10 protein-coding genes are annotated in these 16,122 nt (G+C 46.9%); 6 read left to right on the top strand and 4 right to left on the bottom strand.

The annotated features are described in order from the left end of the window. Window positions 1-127 precede the first annotated feature (127 nt). Window positions 128-1,591 (bottom strand): hypothetical protein, encoded by a 1,464-nt coding sequence (locus tag NST47_RS34075; RefSeq protein WP_341159084.1) that lies wholly within the window; start codon window positions 1,589-1,591, stop codon window positions 128-130. Between the two features lie 255 nt (window positions 1,592-1,846). Here NST47_RS34075 and NST47_RS34070 point away from each other — a divergent pair, with 255 nt between their 5' ends. From NST47_RS34070 to NST47_RS34060, 3 genes are all read left to right on the top strand, one after another. Beyond that, window positions 1,847-2,143: an RNA polymerase sigma factor gene (locus NST47_RS34070; protein ID WP_341159814.1), complete on the top strand. Its 297-nt coding sequence runs from the start codon at window positions 1,847-1,849 to the stop codon at window positions 2,141-2,143. Then, entirely contained in the window at window positions 2,050-2,328 is a 279-nt protein-coding gene (locus NST47_RS34065; RefSeq protein WP_341159083.1) for a sigma factor-like helix-turn-helix DNA-binding protein, read from the top strand. The genes NST47_RS34070 and NST47_RS34065 overlap by 94 nt, the downstream gene beginning before the upstream one ends. Before the next feature lie 393 nt (window positions 2,329-2,721). Continuing rightward, on the top strand, window positions 2,722-4,395 hold the full coding sequence (locus tag NST47_RS34060) for a ribonuclease J (protein ID WP_341159082.1): 1,674 nt from the start codon (window positions 2,722-2,724) through the stop codon (window positions 4,393-4,395). Between the two features lie 102 nt (window positions 4,396-4,497). Here the strand turns inward: NST47_RS34060 and NST47_RS34055 are convergent, their stop codons facing one another. The 3 genes from NST47_RS34055 to NST47_RS34045 all read right to left on the bottom strand — a co-directional run bounded on the left by NST47_RS34055 (window position 4,498) and on the right by NST47_RS34045 (window position 7,446). Further along, window positions 4,498-6,255, bottom strand: coding sequence for a hypothetical protein (locus tag NST47_RS34055; RefSeq protein WP_341159081.1), 1,758 nt, complete (start codon window positions 6,253-6,255; stop codon window positions 4,498-4,500). Between the two features lie 110 nt (window positions 6,256-6,365). Continuing rightward, complete coding sequence (locus NST47_RS34050; RefSeq protein ID WP_341159080.1) at window positions 6,366-7,304, bottom strand: hypothetical protein; 939 nt, start codon at window positions 7,302-7,304, stop codon at window positions 6,366-6,368. After that, a complete protein-coding gene (locus NST47_RS34045) occupies window positions 7,294-7,446 on the bottom strand; it encodes a hypothetical protein (RefSeq protein ID WP_341159079.1) in 153 nt (50 codons plus the stop codon). Before NST47_RS34045 ends, NST47_RS34050 begins: the two co-directional genes overlap by 11 nt. Window positions 7,447-7,700: 254 nt before the next feature. On the opposite strand from NST47_RS34045, the gene NST47_RS34040 reads away from it, so the two are divergent. From NST47_RS34040 to NST47_RS34030, 3 genes are all read left to right on the top strand, one after another. Continuing rightward, the gene (locus tag NST47_RS34040; protein WP_341159813.1) at window positions 7,701-9,437 is read left to right on the top strand and encodes a VWA domain-containing protein; all 1,737 of its coding nucleotides are present in this window, start codon (window positions 7,701-7,703) and stop codon (window positions 9,435-9,437) included. A gap of 138 nt (window positions 9,438-9,575) precedes the next feature. Further along, on the top strand, window positions 9,576-12,965 hold the full coding sequence (locus NST47_RS34035) for a tubulin-like doman-containing protein (RefSeq protein WP_341159078.1): 3,390 nt from the start codon (window positions 9,576-9,578) through the stop codon (window positions 12,963-12,965). Between the two features lie 701 nt (window positions 12,966-13,666). Beyond that, window positions 13,667-16,021, top strand: coding sequence for a hypothetical protein (locus NST47_RS34030; RefSeq protein ID WP_341159077.1), 2,355 nt, complete (start codon window positions 13,667-13,669; stop codon window positions 16,019-16,021). Window positions 16,022-16,122: the final 101 nt, after the last annotated feature.

Here is a 16,122-nt window from a genome sequence, read left to right as displayed (position 1 = left end):
GTTACTCTCTATTACAACGAGAATGGTTATCATGATTTTAAGGCGGAAATTACAGTACCGTGGGGAGACACACAAATAAAAATAAACAACCACACCTCGCCTCAGCGACATGTGGTTATTTTCATTGTTAATATAATTGAGTCATCAATTCATAATCCCACCAATATTTGGATGAATTCGTCGTTATGTTGGTAAGGCGGTTTGTCATCCCGTCCATCAGATATAGGTTACGGCTTGCGTCAACATAATAATCACCGGGCAAATAAGGGTACAGCTTGGCTGCAGGTTTATTTCCATCTAACGCATAGATGCCGTCCGTTTCCTTGATTTGTTGGGGCGGTAATAAGTCGCTGTAAGCTCTAACTATTAAAGCACCCTGATCAACATACAGTAGATCAAGGTTATCGGCCTGAGTCTGATTGTTCATGGATGTCGTTGTACCGTCAGAAGAAACATGCAGAACCTGGCCGCGAAGTCTGGCAGTACGAGCAGACATGGAGGAGGGAGCTTGGCTAATGAACCAACTGGAGCCGTCCTTATTGGGTATCACGTAATTCGGTCTTTGATTGAATTCGGGAACCGGTACCGCTCGTCCGTCTTTTACAATAAACGTAAAGCTGTCTTGTGGGGTGTAAATATCTCGATCCGCGTAATAAACAGTGAGATGCACAAAACTGATTTCATTGTTTACAGGTAGGACTATACTTTCAAACGAATGGACCTTGTTGCGCAAGGCAATAGGCATTACGTTCGATTGTTGCTTATTTTCCTGTGTATTCGCCTTATTGGATGAGAATGACAGCAATTCGAGCTGTTTATATATAATCGTCTGGTCTTTCAATTCAACTTTTTCGTTGTTATTTTCAAAATTGGCAGCCTGATAAGGTTGAAAGCGGTCCTTTTCATGCTTAGCGATCTTATCAGCGGCATCCTTAGCAAGTCGGACTGGTGTCCCTTCCAGCGATTTATTTATTTGATATATATCATTTTGGTTGCCGTACGCATAGAGGAAATCACCCTCATCATAAAACAGATGGTAAAGCACTTTATGCTGAATGGTCGCTAATTTGAACCCTGCTTTATTATCCCAGCTCGTAGCCCATTCAAATTCATCGTGGGTAAAGCGCCAGGTCATAGGGAAATAAGTGATATCGCGGAACTGCAAAATCGGATATGGCTCATTGGTATTATCGATATTTTTCCAGTTGACGTTGATCGGATAGTCAGCAACTGTTGCCGTGTAAACCTGGCTCGGATCATTGTTAAAGCCCAAACTTTGCTGTGGCTTTTGCCGGAACTGGTTGTTTCGCAATATACTCAGTCCGCTTTCCTGATCCCAGTTCACGGACAAGCTTAAGGCACGGCTGTAATCCCATGTCATAGGAAAATAAGTAATATCGTTATAAACGAGCAAAGGATATTTTTGGTGCTCATTTTCAATCAGGACACCATTGAGCTCAACGTTAAATGTAGGCATATGTACGTTCACTTGTTTGGGAGCTGCGGATGCTTGATCAGTTGCAAGGTTAATGGATACAAATAAAAGCGCGAGGCCAACAACACATTTAATAAGACGATTGGGGAAGGGCATGAGGGTTCTCCTTTATAGGCAATTTTACAATTAGACGTGAGGGTTATGGAAAAAGTTTCTAACTCAAGAAGATAATGATTTACCATACAATAGATTAATAAATCTGAAGAACATGATAAGGCTTCTCGATCAAGTAATAAATATAATTTATATAAATAATCGCGTTTATAGAGATATTGAATCGAACTACTTTACGGTTGAAAGCATATTTACTACGAGTGTAAGGGAGGGGAGGAAATATCTTTGAGGAAAGAGATGTATGAGGAGCATGCCCCAAATGTATACGGAATTGCACTTATGATGACGAAATCAAGGGCACTAGCCGATGATATCGCGCAGGAAGCGTTCCTTCGTGCCTTTCACAAATATCATTTGTACGATCCATCGAAACCATTGCGACAATGGTTATTCAAAATCACGTTAATTGATTATCAGGGAAAAGACGAGAGGTCATCATTATGCACTATTATACCGGACTGTCTCTGCGAGAAACCGCGGCTGTGCTCGGAATCCAGGAAGAGACATGCAAATCCAGGCTTCATGCCGCTTTGAAACAATTGAGAACGGACAGCAAGGAACATCATCATCTACCACCTGAAGTAGCCGATGCTGTTCAGAACCGCATGAGCCATCTTAGAGCCTCCAGCTCTTTTGAGACTTTGTGTCGGCGATACAAGAAGTACGCTCCCCATGATCCGAGGGGTCATCAGCCTGATTTCAAGCATGTACGCAGATAATGGCTTTTGGTTGCCAACATCTTGATTTTATGTACGGTTATCGTTAACGGAGCGTGGCTCCTCCCTCCATCAGTTGGTGCCGCTCTTCAAAAGTCGAAATTTATAGAGCTGCTGTATAAGAATTCTGCGTGTAGCGAGGGACAAGTACGCCTACAGCGTGCAGTTTCCAAGCCTGGAGTTAGGGTCCTTCGAAGAGTACGTAAAAGAGCCGCCGAAGCCGCTGGAAGTCATGATTCCGCTGGACTGGGATCATCCGAAGACACCAACAAGTGCATAAACGTCTAAATTGAGAAGAGGCTGCCCATGGGTCGTCTGTTCATTTTGTTAGTGGTGTATAAAAACTCCGGCTCTACGCACACTGAGTGAAAGAAGTTTTGGTTAGGGGGATCTTATTTGGGTACTATAGGCAATAAATTATCTATAGCAGCCTTGGGTGGCGTCAATGAAATTGGCAAAAATATGTATCTCATTCAATTCGAAGATGATATCGTGATCATCGACTGCGGCTCCAAGTTTCCTGATGAAAGCCTATTAGGGATAGATTTGATCATTCCAGATATTTCCTATTTGTTGGAAAACAAAGATAAAGTGCGGGCTTTGATTATTACTCATGGACACGAAGATCATATCGGCGGCGTCCCCTATATATTGAAGCAATTGAATATGCCGATTTATGCAACACGGCTAACGCTTGGATTAATTCAAAATAAATTAAAAGAGGCCGGACTGCTCGCTGAGGCTGAGCTGATCCAGATCCATTCTGATTCCAGGGTTGAACTAGGTTCGATGTCTGCTACCTTTTTTAAAACCAATCACAGTATTCCTGACTGTCTGGGCGTAGTATTTCATACACCTGAAGGTACGGTTGTACATACAGGAGATTTTAAATTCGATTTGACGCCAGTCAACGAGCAGTATCCGGACTTTCACCAGATGGCACAAATCGGCAAAAATGGCGTATTAGCTTTATTATCGGAGAGCACCAATGCGGAGCGTCCTGGATTTACCCCTTCGGAAAGAATTGTAGGTGAGCACATCGAAGAAGCCTTCAAAAGGGCTACGCAAAAAGTGTTTCTCTCGACCTTCGCATCCAACGTACATCGACTGCAGCAGGTGGTAGATGCGGCTTTGGTAACGAATCGAAAGCTGGCCTTGCTCGGTCGAAGTATGATCAATGTAGTCAATATTGCTTCGGAGCTCGGTTATATCAATATTCCTGAAGGCATGCTGATCGAAGCGGCTGATATTAATAAAATGGCTTCTGATCGAATCGCTATCCTGTGTACCGGAAGCCAGGGTGAGCCTATGGCTGCTTTATCCCGGTTGGCCAGCTCCAACTATCGACATGCTGAAATCGTAGCCGGAGACACTGTCATACTAGCCGCGACACCCATACCTGGAAATGAACGAAATGTTGCACGAATCGTAGATAATTTATTTCGTATCGGAGCTAAAGTGATCTATGGCTCGGGAACGGTAACGGGGATGCATGTATCTGGCCATGCCAGCCAGGAGGAGCTCAAATTAATGCTGACTTTGATGAAACCCCGATATTTTATTCCCATTCATGGCGAATTCCGTATGCTTCATCAGCATAAATGGCTGGCTGAATCTGTTGGGGTGGACAAGGACAATATCTTTATCATTGATAACGGTGAAGTCGTGGACATTGAGAATCAAGTAGCCCGCCAAACTCGAAAAATACCATCAGGCAATACCCTTGTAGATGGCTGGGGCATCGGTGATGTCGGAAATATCGTATTGCGCGACCGCAAGCATCTATCGGAGGATGGAATACTTGTTGTCGTGGTTACACTTAGCAAAATGGACGGTAAAATTTTATCCGGGCCCGATATCATTTCCCGCGGCTTCGTCTATGTTCGTGAGTCCGAGGATTTGATGGAGGAAGCCAGTGCTATTGTAAAAAACACAATAAACCAATTGCAGGCGCAACATATGAATCAATGGAATTCACTTAAAGTCAATGTGAAGGCCGTGCTAGGACGCTTTTTATATGAGCAGACAGGAAGGCGGCCCGTCATTCTGCCGATCATTATGGAGATTTGAAAGAACGGTGAATAGGTGCCGCTGCGCTCATTTCCCAGGTAGGGTAAGACTGTCTACAAGAAAAAGAACATCCCATTCCACTGTGTGGTTTGGGATGTTTGCTTATGGAGTCAATTCCAACACGGTTACCCTGTATTCGGTCACGGGAGCTGGTGTCTTCTTTACTTCCTCACTGCCTGTGTAAATGCCAGTAATCGTCGTGAGCCCCTTCTTGAAGCGAACATTTCCGGTCAACAGCACATAGCCGTTATTAAGTTGAATCATTGCATGGTTATCATCAACAGAGGTGATCGTGCCCTGAAAACGGATTTTTTCGTTCTTATGGCTTATCATCTCCGTCAATGGAATATCCAGTGGAGCTCCACCCAGCTTCGTATCGATCATCGTTTTGACAAAGGCATAGCGGCCATTACGATACTCGTAAACGGCTTTCTGTCCGGCACCATCACCTGTCGGGTTATCGAATAAGAGTGCTCCTGTGGGATCGTAATCGATTTTATCAGCTTCTACATCGAGAACTTTAAAAAGCTCAGGTGTATTGACCTCATAGGCAAGATAACGGACCTTGCGGGTTTTGGAGGCGGCTTCGATCAGCAAAGAAGGGATCTCCTTTTTTTTTCCAATCTGGTCTGACCATTGGATTGATTTTACTGTGACACCTTGATCGATGGCGGTCCGTGACATTTCGATCTTCTGATCAGGGAGCAGACGGGCCAGCACAAGGGTTTTATTATCGAGCACACCTGCAGCGGTTAGCTTGGCTCCTGCTTGCCCCTTGTTACTGATCACATTGGTAAAGGTAAGCTCAGTACCTGCCGCCTTGCGCAGCAACTGCTGCGGATCGGCTTCGAGCCAGCGCTGCTCGAGTTCATTTATTTCCTTATTCGTGTCCTTGTATTCGTTCAATACCTTATATAGAGCTACGGCATCCGCGAACTTTTGGGTGGTTGCGAGCTGTTCAGCACGCTCGTATTGCTTGCGGATCGTCGTTTGAATGTAGGTATTTATTTTAGATGAAGGACCTCCCAGCTCGCTGGACGTCTGGAATAGCAGGGCGGCTGCAATAAAGCCTTTTAAATCATTTTTTTCCAGCTTGGTCAGCGTCGCTTGTGCATAGCTCTCCAGCTTCGGCTGCAGCCAGGCGGCCTCAACGTGGTTAGCGTCATAGAACTTGCGGATACCCGCAACCTCCTTTAACACTTCTCCGATTGTTTTGGTTTTGCTGCTTGTATCCAATCGGGCTTGATCGTAGCGCTCCAGCAGCTTATTCAGCTCCAGCTTTTTGGTATTTTCATCTTTATAGTAAGCGGCAGGCAGCTGCAGCAAATAAGCAATATTATTATCTCCATTAAAAGTCTTCTTGCTGATATCGTTCTCCAGACTTTTGACCAGCAGCTGCTTGGCGTATGCGAACGCATTGTTAAAACGTTCCTCCATTTGCTCGGAGGCCGACATTTCGGCAAAACGTTTTTGCGAGGCTTCATCTTGCGCAGCGATCTCTGTGGCCTTAGTCTGATACGTGTTGTAGGTTTTCAGCAGCAGGGTGATATCGTTCACATTCTCGGCCGCCTTCAGGTCCGCGGAAAGGGAAGTGAACCAGCTCTTAAGTGCAGCAGCGGGATTCAAGGAAGCCAGTGCCGCGGCGGTTTCCTTCTCCTTATAGTCAATGATGCGAATTTGTTGGGCCTTGGAGTAGGCTTGCTGAGCCTCAAGCTCGTTTCCTGCAGCCTGCAGTTCCACACCCTTGGCGTACAGATCTGTCTTTTGCCAGCTGATGTAGCCTTTATACCCAGCCACGCACAACACTGCCGCCAGTACAATAGCAGCCGCATTGCGAGAGTATTTCGAGCGTTTATACATGAAAGATGCCAATGGGCCATCCTCCTTTCTTGATGTTTTTAGTGCGGTGAGTATGACGCTATGCTATCCCCAGAACATCAGGGTCGCTCCGATGCTTATTCACTATATTTTTAAATGATTCCCTGAAGCTCTGTATCAGTTTCGTACTTTTGCTTCAGAAGATCTGTAAGTCTTGGGTACAGCTGTGGGTAATCCTCCGGGCCTTCAGCGACCAAATGACACAGTCGAATCAAACGTTCACGAGGAAGTTCCTCGATAAAATCGGCGATTTGATCCTGGTATTGGAGCACATAAGCCTTTACACGCAGTGCGGCTGTAAATACGAGCGCGAGCGCAATATGCCCACCCGGCAGGGCTTCAATTTCTGTGCGATAACGAATGGTATAATCGATAGCATCCCGTTTGACTAGCTCAGGGTTTACCTTGCTCACCTCAAACAAATACAGTACAAAATCAATATCGAAGGCTTCGGGCAGCAGCGTGCTGAGCTCGAGGTCCATATCCTTACGCAGATTAAAATGATTCAGACAGATGATCTTGAGAATTTTCACTTGATTGCCGGTAAATAAATAACCAATTTCCCGCAGCTTTTCATATGCCAGTTTATAATCCTCGGCCTTCAAATCTGCCGCCGCATCCTCGGTATCCAGCAGCAATCCTTCGCGAATCGTACGATTTTCACTCTGCAGCAGCTCGTTGAGCAAGCTTTTCTCCAGATAGGGCGTATATTTTTTGCGCAGCAGGAGATACAGCACAATAAGCGCTATTCCTGCCAGCAGCGAAATCAGCATTTCCATCAGGTTTTTGCTCAGCACTATAGCTGCAAGGGCTCCCGTACCGACAATCAATACGTCTCTTTGGGCATGGCGTTTCATAATCGTCTGCAGTAAAGGCAATAGCGGAGTGAATTTTCCTTCAGCCCCACAATACAGACATGTATCGTCCCACAATGAAGAGTAGCTGCCGCAACCTTTGCATTGCTTCAAACGTTCATAGGTATGGCTGGTTCGACGACTGGGTCGAAAATGGGCAGCGATTTTATTTTTCATGAGCATCACCGTGGTTTAGTTGACTTTTGAAATCGGCATCAATGCGGCCCAGAGAAAGCTCATTTCGTTTGCTTTTATGAAACTGGGTCCACCTGAACAGAATGAAAATAATGGCTAGCGCCAGCAAGGTATAGGTTAGCATCCAATGCACCTCCAATGTATCGACCACAAGGCTCAGGCTGAAACGCTCGGCGTATTTGGACTTGTCCGACTGCGCTCATTTCCTCTTCGAGATGTGGGCTGTAAGTAACCTTAAGAATATCATAAGAAATGGGACAGTGGAATTTTATGCTCTAAAAGATTAAGATGGTGAGTAGATAGTCTATTCGTATATGAATGTTTTGGAGGATTAACGACGTGAAGAATAATAGTACACTTATAAGGATCGCAGCCGCCATGCTTGCGTTGGTGCTGGCTTTTCCGCTCTATACGCTGGCAGCGGGCAGCGACACGAAGATCGATGCTGTGCTTTCGGTGGATGTCAGTACCTCCATGAACGAAAGCGATGTGAACAAGGTAAGCAATGAAGCGATGAAAATGTTTATCGATATGGCTTCTGTCCAAGGTGACAAGATCGGTGTGGTGGCGTATACGGATCAAATTTTGCGGGAAAAGGCGCTGCTGAAGATAGGCAGTGCAGCCGACAAGCAGAGCTTGAAAACGTTCATCGATCAGCTGACGAGAGGGCCTTATACCGATATAGCTGTTGGAGTCAATGAAGCTGTAAAAATCCTTGAATCCGGGGGCAGTGAGCCTGGGCATGTTCCGTTGATCGTTCTGCTGACCGATGGCAATAATTCACTGAATGCCGGTAAAAGCCAGCAGCAGTCCGATCAGGTGCTGGATGAGGCCGTGAAGAAAGCCAAGGATAAGGGCATTCCGATCTACACGATTGGCTTGAATGCGGACGGAACCTTGAACAAGGATGTTCTGGAGCGGATTTCGACAGAAACAGGCGGCAAGCTGTTCATTACCTCGACAGCCGACAAGCTGCCGCAAATATTAAGCGAAATTTATGCGAGCCACCTGAAGCTTAAGGTTGTACCGCTCGCAGGCATTACGGCGAATGGCCAGTTCCAGGATGTGACAATTAACATTCCCAATGCGAGCGTGCTGGAAGCGAACATTTCAATGATGTCGTCCAAGCCGGTGGAAGCGAAGCTGATCAACCCTGCGGGCCAACAGCAAACGATCCCTTCCGACAAAATTATTTATACGGCTTCCTCCGCTTATACGCTAATTAAGCTGATAAGTCCGGTCCAAGGCGATTGGAAGCTGCAAATTAAAGGCGTACCGAAAGAAAAAATCGACATTAATTTAATTTATAACTACGATGTGCAGGTGTTGATGGAGGTTTTGTCGTCTAATTCTTATAAGCCTGGCGACACAGTGCCGATTAAAGCATTTTTGGAGTCGAATGGTGCCAAGATAACGGATGCCGATTTATACAAAAATCTCAAGGCCGCTCTGGTCATAACCGATCTCGATACGAAAAAAACGTCGGAAATACCACTAACGGCTTCGGTACAAGGTATAGAAGGAACGTTCAAGATTGCTGAGGCGCATGATTATGAAATCAAGGTCAAGGCAGAGGATGCGAGCTTCGTTCGTGAATCGCAGCCAGTAACCGTATCCGCCAAAAAAGCCGGATCACCTGTGCCGCCTCCGACAACTGGCAGCGGTGAAGCGACTGCAGGGAGCAATTCTGCTCTGGTTGGCCCTATAGCCTGGATTGTGGGGATTTTGCTCGTATTGATCGCAGCCGCATGGTTCGTTTTATCCCGATGGAAAAAGGCGAATAAAGGCTTTTACGGACAAATGGTCGTAGAAATCAAGGATGAGGACACCGGAGAGCGAACAACCCCGCAGTACCGCAAGCTGAATGCCTTCAAAGGCAAGGTGGAGCTTCACCAATTGCTGCAGTTGGCGCCGGAATTTGCCGAAACGAAGCAGATCGTGTTTAAGCCGGGTCCTGGCGACACGGTCGTTCTATACAACCAATCCGGTTGTGTTATCGAAAAGGGCGGTCGTTTATTCGACGCAGTTAACGGCAAGGAGCTTAAAAACAACGATCGCATCAAAATTTTATTGCAAAATATGAATAAATCGATCACGGTTGAATTTATCAAATAAAATCCATGTGCAGACGATGAAACAGGATGCGACAATATGTCGCAGCAGGGAGACTAGCCTTCGACAGGTGTCGAAGACATGCTTCCTTAACCTGAACATTCACGATTTGGACAAGGCATCATATAGGAGGCCATCAATATGAAAGCAGTTGTCAGAGAGCATATTCAACAGCTGGATGTGTCATTGGGCGGAGGCATTATCAGCGACAAAATTCGTGTCGATACGATAGACAATCCGATGCTCGTTATTGGGCTTGGCGGTACAGGGATTGACGCGCTGCTGCGTCTGAAATACCAGATCAACCGCAGATTCAAGCTGCCTGAGGACCCATTCACGAAGAAGAAAAAGGAGAAGCCGGCCAACGTCGAATTTCTCGCACTGGAAACGAATGAGCATGACCGCAACAAAAAATATAAAGGCATTGGTCTGGATCCGCTGACCGAGTTCGTGCTGCTCTCCAATGCCGAAATCGGCAGCGTCCTGCAAAACCGGAGCATTCTTGAGCCTTACATTCGCGAATGGCTGTCACCCGAGCTGACAATTACAGATGGCATTAATGGTGCATCAGGTGTCAGACAGGCCGGACGTTTGCTCTTGTTTACGAAGATCGTACAGGTTGTGCAAACCATCGAACGGAAAATCAAATCGTTATCTGTCGGCACGAACAAGAAGCTGATGGTATTCGTGCTGACGGGCCTCGCGGGAGGTACAGGCAGCGGTTGCTTCCTCGATATCGCCTATATCGTACGGGGTATCATGGAGCGCGATTACGGTTCCGCAGGGGTAGATAAGGTCAATATACTTGGCTACTTGTTCACGCCTGACGTCAATTTGGCGAACAAAAGCCTGACTGAGCATTCACGCGAATATATTAAAAAGAACGGCTATGCGGCGATGAAGGAACTCGACTACTGGATGAATGTCGATGAGCGTACTGAGCGGTTCAAGCAGCAATATGCGAGCATCCTGAACGTGAATTCGCCGATGCCTCCGTTTAATTTGGCACATCTCATTTCGGCTACAAATCTCGAGGGCAAGCTGCTCGAAAATGCCTACGATTACTGCATGAATGTAACAGCGGAGAATATCACCAACTTTATGGCCAGCGAGGACAAAAGCTCCGGCGAGGAGTTCGCGATCCATGACTATATCAGCAACATCCGCACGAATATTAACCAGATGCCGAAAACGTATGCCGCCAACTATCAGTACAATATTTTGGGTGCGTCCTCTGCGGTGCTGCCAATTGAGGAAATGACGACTTACTTGGCCTATAAGGTGTTCCAGCGGATGGAAAAGATGTTTGACGCCGGACCGACACAGGAAGAAGTGGAAAAGCTGGCGCACAAGCTGGGTATCGATCCTGACTCTGTGCATCGTGAATTCGACAAGCGTGTTCCCGAGCCGATACCGGGCTATCAGAACAGCGAGCGGTTAAGCTATAACAATGTCATCAAGCAGCAGGTCGTCAATATCGATACAGAGCTGGAGCAAAGCTTCCTGTCGCGTGCCCGTGAGGAATATATCAAGAGCCGCAAGCAGCTGCCCGGTCAGATCAAGGAAAACTTCACCGAGCAGATGACGAAAATTTTCGGCAATCCCGAGCAGGGACCGTTTTACGTGTCGCGGATTATTTTGCAGGACAAAGGCTTTTGTCTGCTTAAGCTGATTTCCTCCTATATAGAAGCACTGCATGAAAGCATCTACCGTATCCCGCGTGATGTGGAATCTGCCGAAGAGCAGTCGGTTCAGAAAATGACCGAGGCCCGCAGCGCGTTCATCTCCAAGGACAAGAAGAAGGATGCTTTTATCGAGTCCAAAATCCAGGAATATCTGCTGCACGCTGACCGCGAGCGGATGGAGCAGATGGTCGAATTTTATGAGGATTTATATAAATTGATCAATGATGAAAATTCGCGGATTTATCAGGTGTTTTCCGAGCTGTTGAATGAGCTAAATAAAATATTCGAAAAGAACGGCCGGATTCTGACCAATGGTGAAGAAGCAGTTGATCACAAGGGGAACCGTACCTATTATTGGAACGTTGTTAGCATCCCGGATATTGCCTCGCTTGTTGGTGAAGTGACGAATGAGAAGAACGTCAATGAATTGATCCGTGACTTTACGAGCGAGCTGCTGGACAAATCGAACCAGTGGATCAAAGAGCAGGAAGTGGACGTGATCAGCTCGATATCCGAGTTTTTGACGGATCACTTTGGCGATTTGATCACCAAATCGATGGAGGATTATTTGATCATCAAGTATGGACATGAGGATTCCATTGAAAAGCTTGTTGAGCAGCGGATTGCGAGCCGCCTTTATGAAGAAGCGAAGCCGGTGTTTCATTTGAGCAATAGCTCGGGGCATTTTAATTTCCCTTCTTGGGGTTTTGTTTCGGTACCTTTCAAAGCACCGAGTATTTTCAAAGGTATTCGTAATTTCCAGGATAACGCGATTGCCAATTCACGCTTTACGATCAAGGAAAGTCAGGTGAAAAACCGCATATTCTGGTTGAACACCCAAAATGGGATTCCGTTGTTCCTTTACACGCCAATGAAGGTATACGAGGAAAGCTATGAGCGTACCATTCTTGAGCCGGAGGGTGTCGGCCGCCATTTGGTGCAGACGGATAAGGTCAATTGGACTTACCTGCCATCACCGATTCCGGAGAAATCATGGGGTGACACATATCAGAATGGACGGGTGAAAAGCTACAACGCCGAGGTGCGGTTTTCCTTCGAACGCGCGCTGACACTCCATGTTATCCGGCAAAAAGGAGTCGACAGCGGGACGATTAACCGTTACGAATGTATGTTTACGCAGCCTTTTGACCTGAACCGTTATTTGGAGGCCTACTCGTTACAGCTTGCTGCATCCAGACCGAATCTGGGAGAGCTGCAGCGCTGCGTGGGTGATTTGAAGCAGCTGCTTGAAAATGGCCTTGAAGTTGAACGGACGAAGGATATTTTTGGCAGCGTAAATTCGGATATGGCCAAGGAAAACCTGATCCGTTCTCCTGAGCTGTTGAAGCTGGTTAAGGACGAACTGAGCAAGTACGACCGGATTGCCGAGAAAATTGCCGAGTTCGAAAAGCTGCTGAACGCCCATAAGGACGAGGAAAAGTTCATCACCAATTTCATCGAAGCCATCTATACCTCGACCATTACCAAAAAAGGTGCACTGTACGTCTATGATCACGACGCTGACGAAGATCCATGGGAGCCGTTCATTAATTTGATGAAGGTTAATAAATTTGTCGATTTCGAAATGTACAGCAAACTACGCGAGCTGGACGAGAAACGACAAAATCTGCTGCAGCGCAAAGCGTCCCGACGCAGCCAAAGCCTGACTGCATCCGATGATATCAAGCTGCTGGTCGAAACCTTGCGTCAGATGGCTGAATCGTATCAGGAGTCGAAAAATGCGCTCGACTACGAACGCGCCGAGCTGGCCAACGGCGAAGCGATGTACCAGTTCTATAAGCAGGTGTCGAGCCGAGTGAACGACATCTTGAAGAGTTTAAAGTAAGTCTTTGTAGGGAAAGTGAGAGGGCAGGGCTCGTTGAATATGGATTCATCGTGGCGGTTATTCCGAGAAAGGGATGGTACTCCACCGCTGCCCCACCCCACAAAGTGAAGAATAGCCTTTGAAGCGAATTCCTATTACTTTGTGGGGACCCCGGAAGTTCAAAGTGTTTTTATTATATTTTTTAAAGGTAACAATTTAAACTTCAAAGGCGGCCGTTACACTTTCCATACCATTCCCTTTACCTCCATAACCTCCATGAATCCATATTCACCTGATCAACCCCTCAACAGCCTTCTTTAGTGCGAGGGTAGAAGGGCGACTGTAACCCCGCCTGTAGGGCAGGGGTTAAGCGTCTTATTACTTAAAGATTTAGGAGCTTAGGGAAGCAGGCCCAGTTATTTCTTACACTCTAGCCAAATCGGCAATAATCTCACTAGCATCAGTAATAATCTCAAATTTTCCATACCATCTCAAGTAAGCGGGTCCCGAAGGGACGATAAGCGATTAAACCCCACAACATGCTGGGTTTACAGCAGCATCCAAACCAAGCGTGTCCCGCAGGGACGATAAGCGGCCCGAGAAACAAACCGTAAGCATACGGCAAAGGGAGTCCAGAGGGCAGCGCCCTTTGGGGCCCTCCCTATAGGGAGGGTTTGGGAGGGTAAAAAAAGCCTTATGAAAGGAAGGGAGGTTGAACAATAGTGAATTTACGCGAAAAACTGCTCTCATTCGCGAATGCATATTCCGCGGAAATGGATCATACGGGTATCGATGATGACGAGCTGCGCAGCATCAACCATCCAATTGTTTTTGTATTTCTGGGTGATCAGTCTGTGGAAGCCTTGGAGGCAGTTCATGCCTTAAACAGCACGAAGTGGAATAACTCCGCAGGTGTTGTTTATCTGCATATAGGCACGAAGGCTCCCGCGGCGCGGGATAACGTATATGGCTGGAGCCTACAGACCTCGTCAGAGGACAAGCGCAGTCTCCGTCCTTCGATCCACGAGCAGTTTTATGCTGATGAATCGAAGCTGCTTGAATTGAACGTCACTTTACGCAGGATGAATAGCCGAATCTCTGAGTTTGGACGGATGTACACCCATCTGCAGCGGTTGAACATAGCCGTTGTGACCTGTTTGGACGATCCGTCCAATGTACTGCTTCCGGAAATTTCTGTTTTAATGCAGACCATCTTCGGAGAGCAATTCCGTTCCGTCGCCATTGATCTGTACGGCTTGCTTGAAGAAAAAGCGGTAGGGGAGCAGTTTGCGCTGCAAGCCTCGTTGGGTGTTAGTTTTTTGCGAGAGCTGGATGTGTATCAGAGCAGGGATTACCAGTTTGACGGGATGCTGCAGGTGACGGGTGAGGGTGTTCGTCTGCCTGTTGTTCACTCGCCATCGCCACTGTTCGATGTGGTCTATTTGTTGAGCGATAAGGATGAACGGGGAATATTCGCTGATCATGGGATGCAGGGCAGCTATGAAACGATTTGCAACCTCAACCTGTTGAAAAACCGCAAAACCATGAACGAGCTGGACCCGAAGCATGGTGCGTACAATAATCAGCATTTTAAGCAAAATGCGACCCCGCCGGATGGAGACGGACGCGTTTATGCGTCGGCTGGTTTTTCCAAGGTGAAGCGGCCGAATCCGGCGATAGCGCTGACCGTTCTTTATCATATGTACAGACACCTGCTGGAGCGGATGAAGGAGAATGCGGAGCTGGGCACAGGATTTGTTCAGGAGCTGCTTGACCTGGAGCCGCAGCGGTGGGATCACGATATTCGCTCGTTATTGCCGGATCGTGAGCGAGCCGTAGCCGGAATGTTTGGTCTTTTGCACGATAATGTTTCCTTGTCTGATCTGCAGTCAATGACGCTTCGTCAGGCAGAGTCGGCTTTGTATGGAGGGAACGCACAATTCTTTTTTGATACCAACATTGTCCGAGTGCTGGATAAAGCTTTTGTAGACCGGGATTTTGGCGGAGGGCTGAAGAAAAAACTGGATAACCGGATCATTGAGCACCCGTTGTACGGATTTTACGCTGCTTATCTGTGTTCTGCGGATGGTGGGAGCGGCAATTTGGTCCATGAGCTTCAGGAATACGTGAAGGAGGCTGCCAAGCTTCTGGAGCAAGGACAAGAAGAGCTGGAGCAGCTGTATGCGGATCGTATGGAGGATCAGCCTTTTGCCAAAGTGTCGTTCTGGGGCCGGATTACGAACAAAACCTCGGTCAAAAGCCTCAGTCGTCCTTTGCTCGAATTGATCTATGGGATGAAGCTGGATTTGCTGCTGCAGGAAATGAAGCTGCGGTTATTGAAGCTGTACCTGCATGAGCTTGAGAACCTGCATGAGCGAGCGAAGCCTTTTGTAGCGCGGCTGCATCAAATGGAGAAAACGTTGCAGGATGCAAGCCGGGGCAGTATTTCAATGACCAGTGACTATCTAAGCCGCAACATTAATGAGTATTATAGGCATGGGGTAGAGCAGATTGTAACAGAGTTGGAGAACCGCCGTGGTGCGCAGTTTTATTTTGAGGAGCGGCAAATGGGCAACGTTTCGCAGCTGCTGGTTCAGGGGGAGGACCATCTGCTGGAACGGTTGATTGGGATGGCGCGCCGGGAAGTATTTGTGCAGCCTTTGTTTCAAAAAACATTCGAAGACGAGTTGTTGGAGCGGGCCAACGTAGCTGCCAGCTATGATAACCGAGAGGTGCTCTCCAAAGAAGACCTGTTCCGCGATTTATACAGCACACTCGAAAATGAGGCTGCAATACGCGCTGATGTTTACCATTCGACACATAAACACCGTTACATCGAAAAATATTTTTTTGGTGATTACGAAAGTGAATTTATTCGCTACGCATTTGCTATCGATCAGGGCAGCCGTGCCTATAAGCTGGGTTGTGTCCAGGAAATGAAGCACAGCGGTATTGAAAAGCTTAATATTATGGGCGGCTTCCGGATCGAGGACTTGATGTATTACCGAAATGGCAAACGTTATTACGATACGTATTTGCAGAATGGTTTTGTGTTCCATAGTATGAACATTGTTTGACGGCAATCCCTATCGTATGTACAAAATACAAAACGCTCGTTCAAAGAACCACCAACTTTTGGTATGATAGACTCATCTGCACACGAGCACTACACCAAAAG

Source organism: Paenibacillus sp. FSL H8-0034, from assembly GCF_038000305.1.
Lineage (GTDB): Bacteria > Bacillota > Bacilli > Paenibacillales > NBRC-103111 > Paenibacillus_S.
Note: the sequence above shows the minus strand (reverse complement) of the source record. Positions and strands in the feature narration are given on the sequence as shown.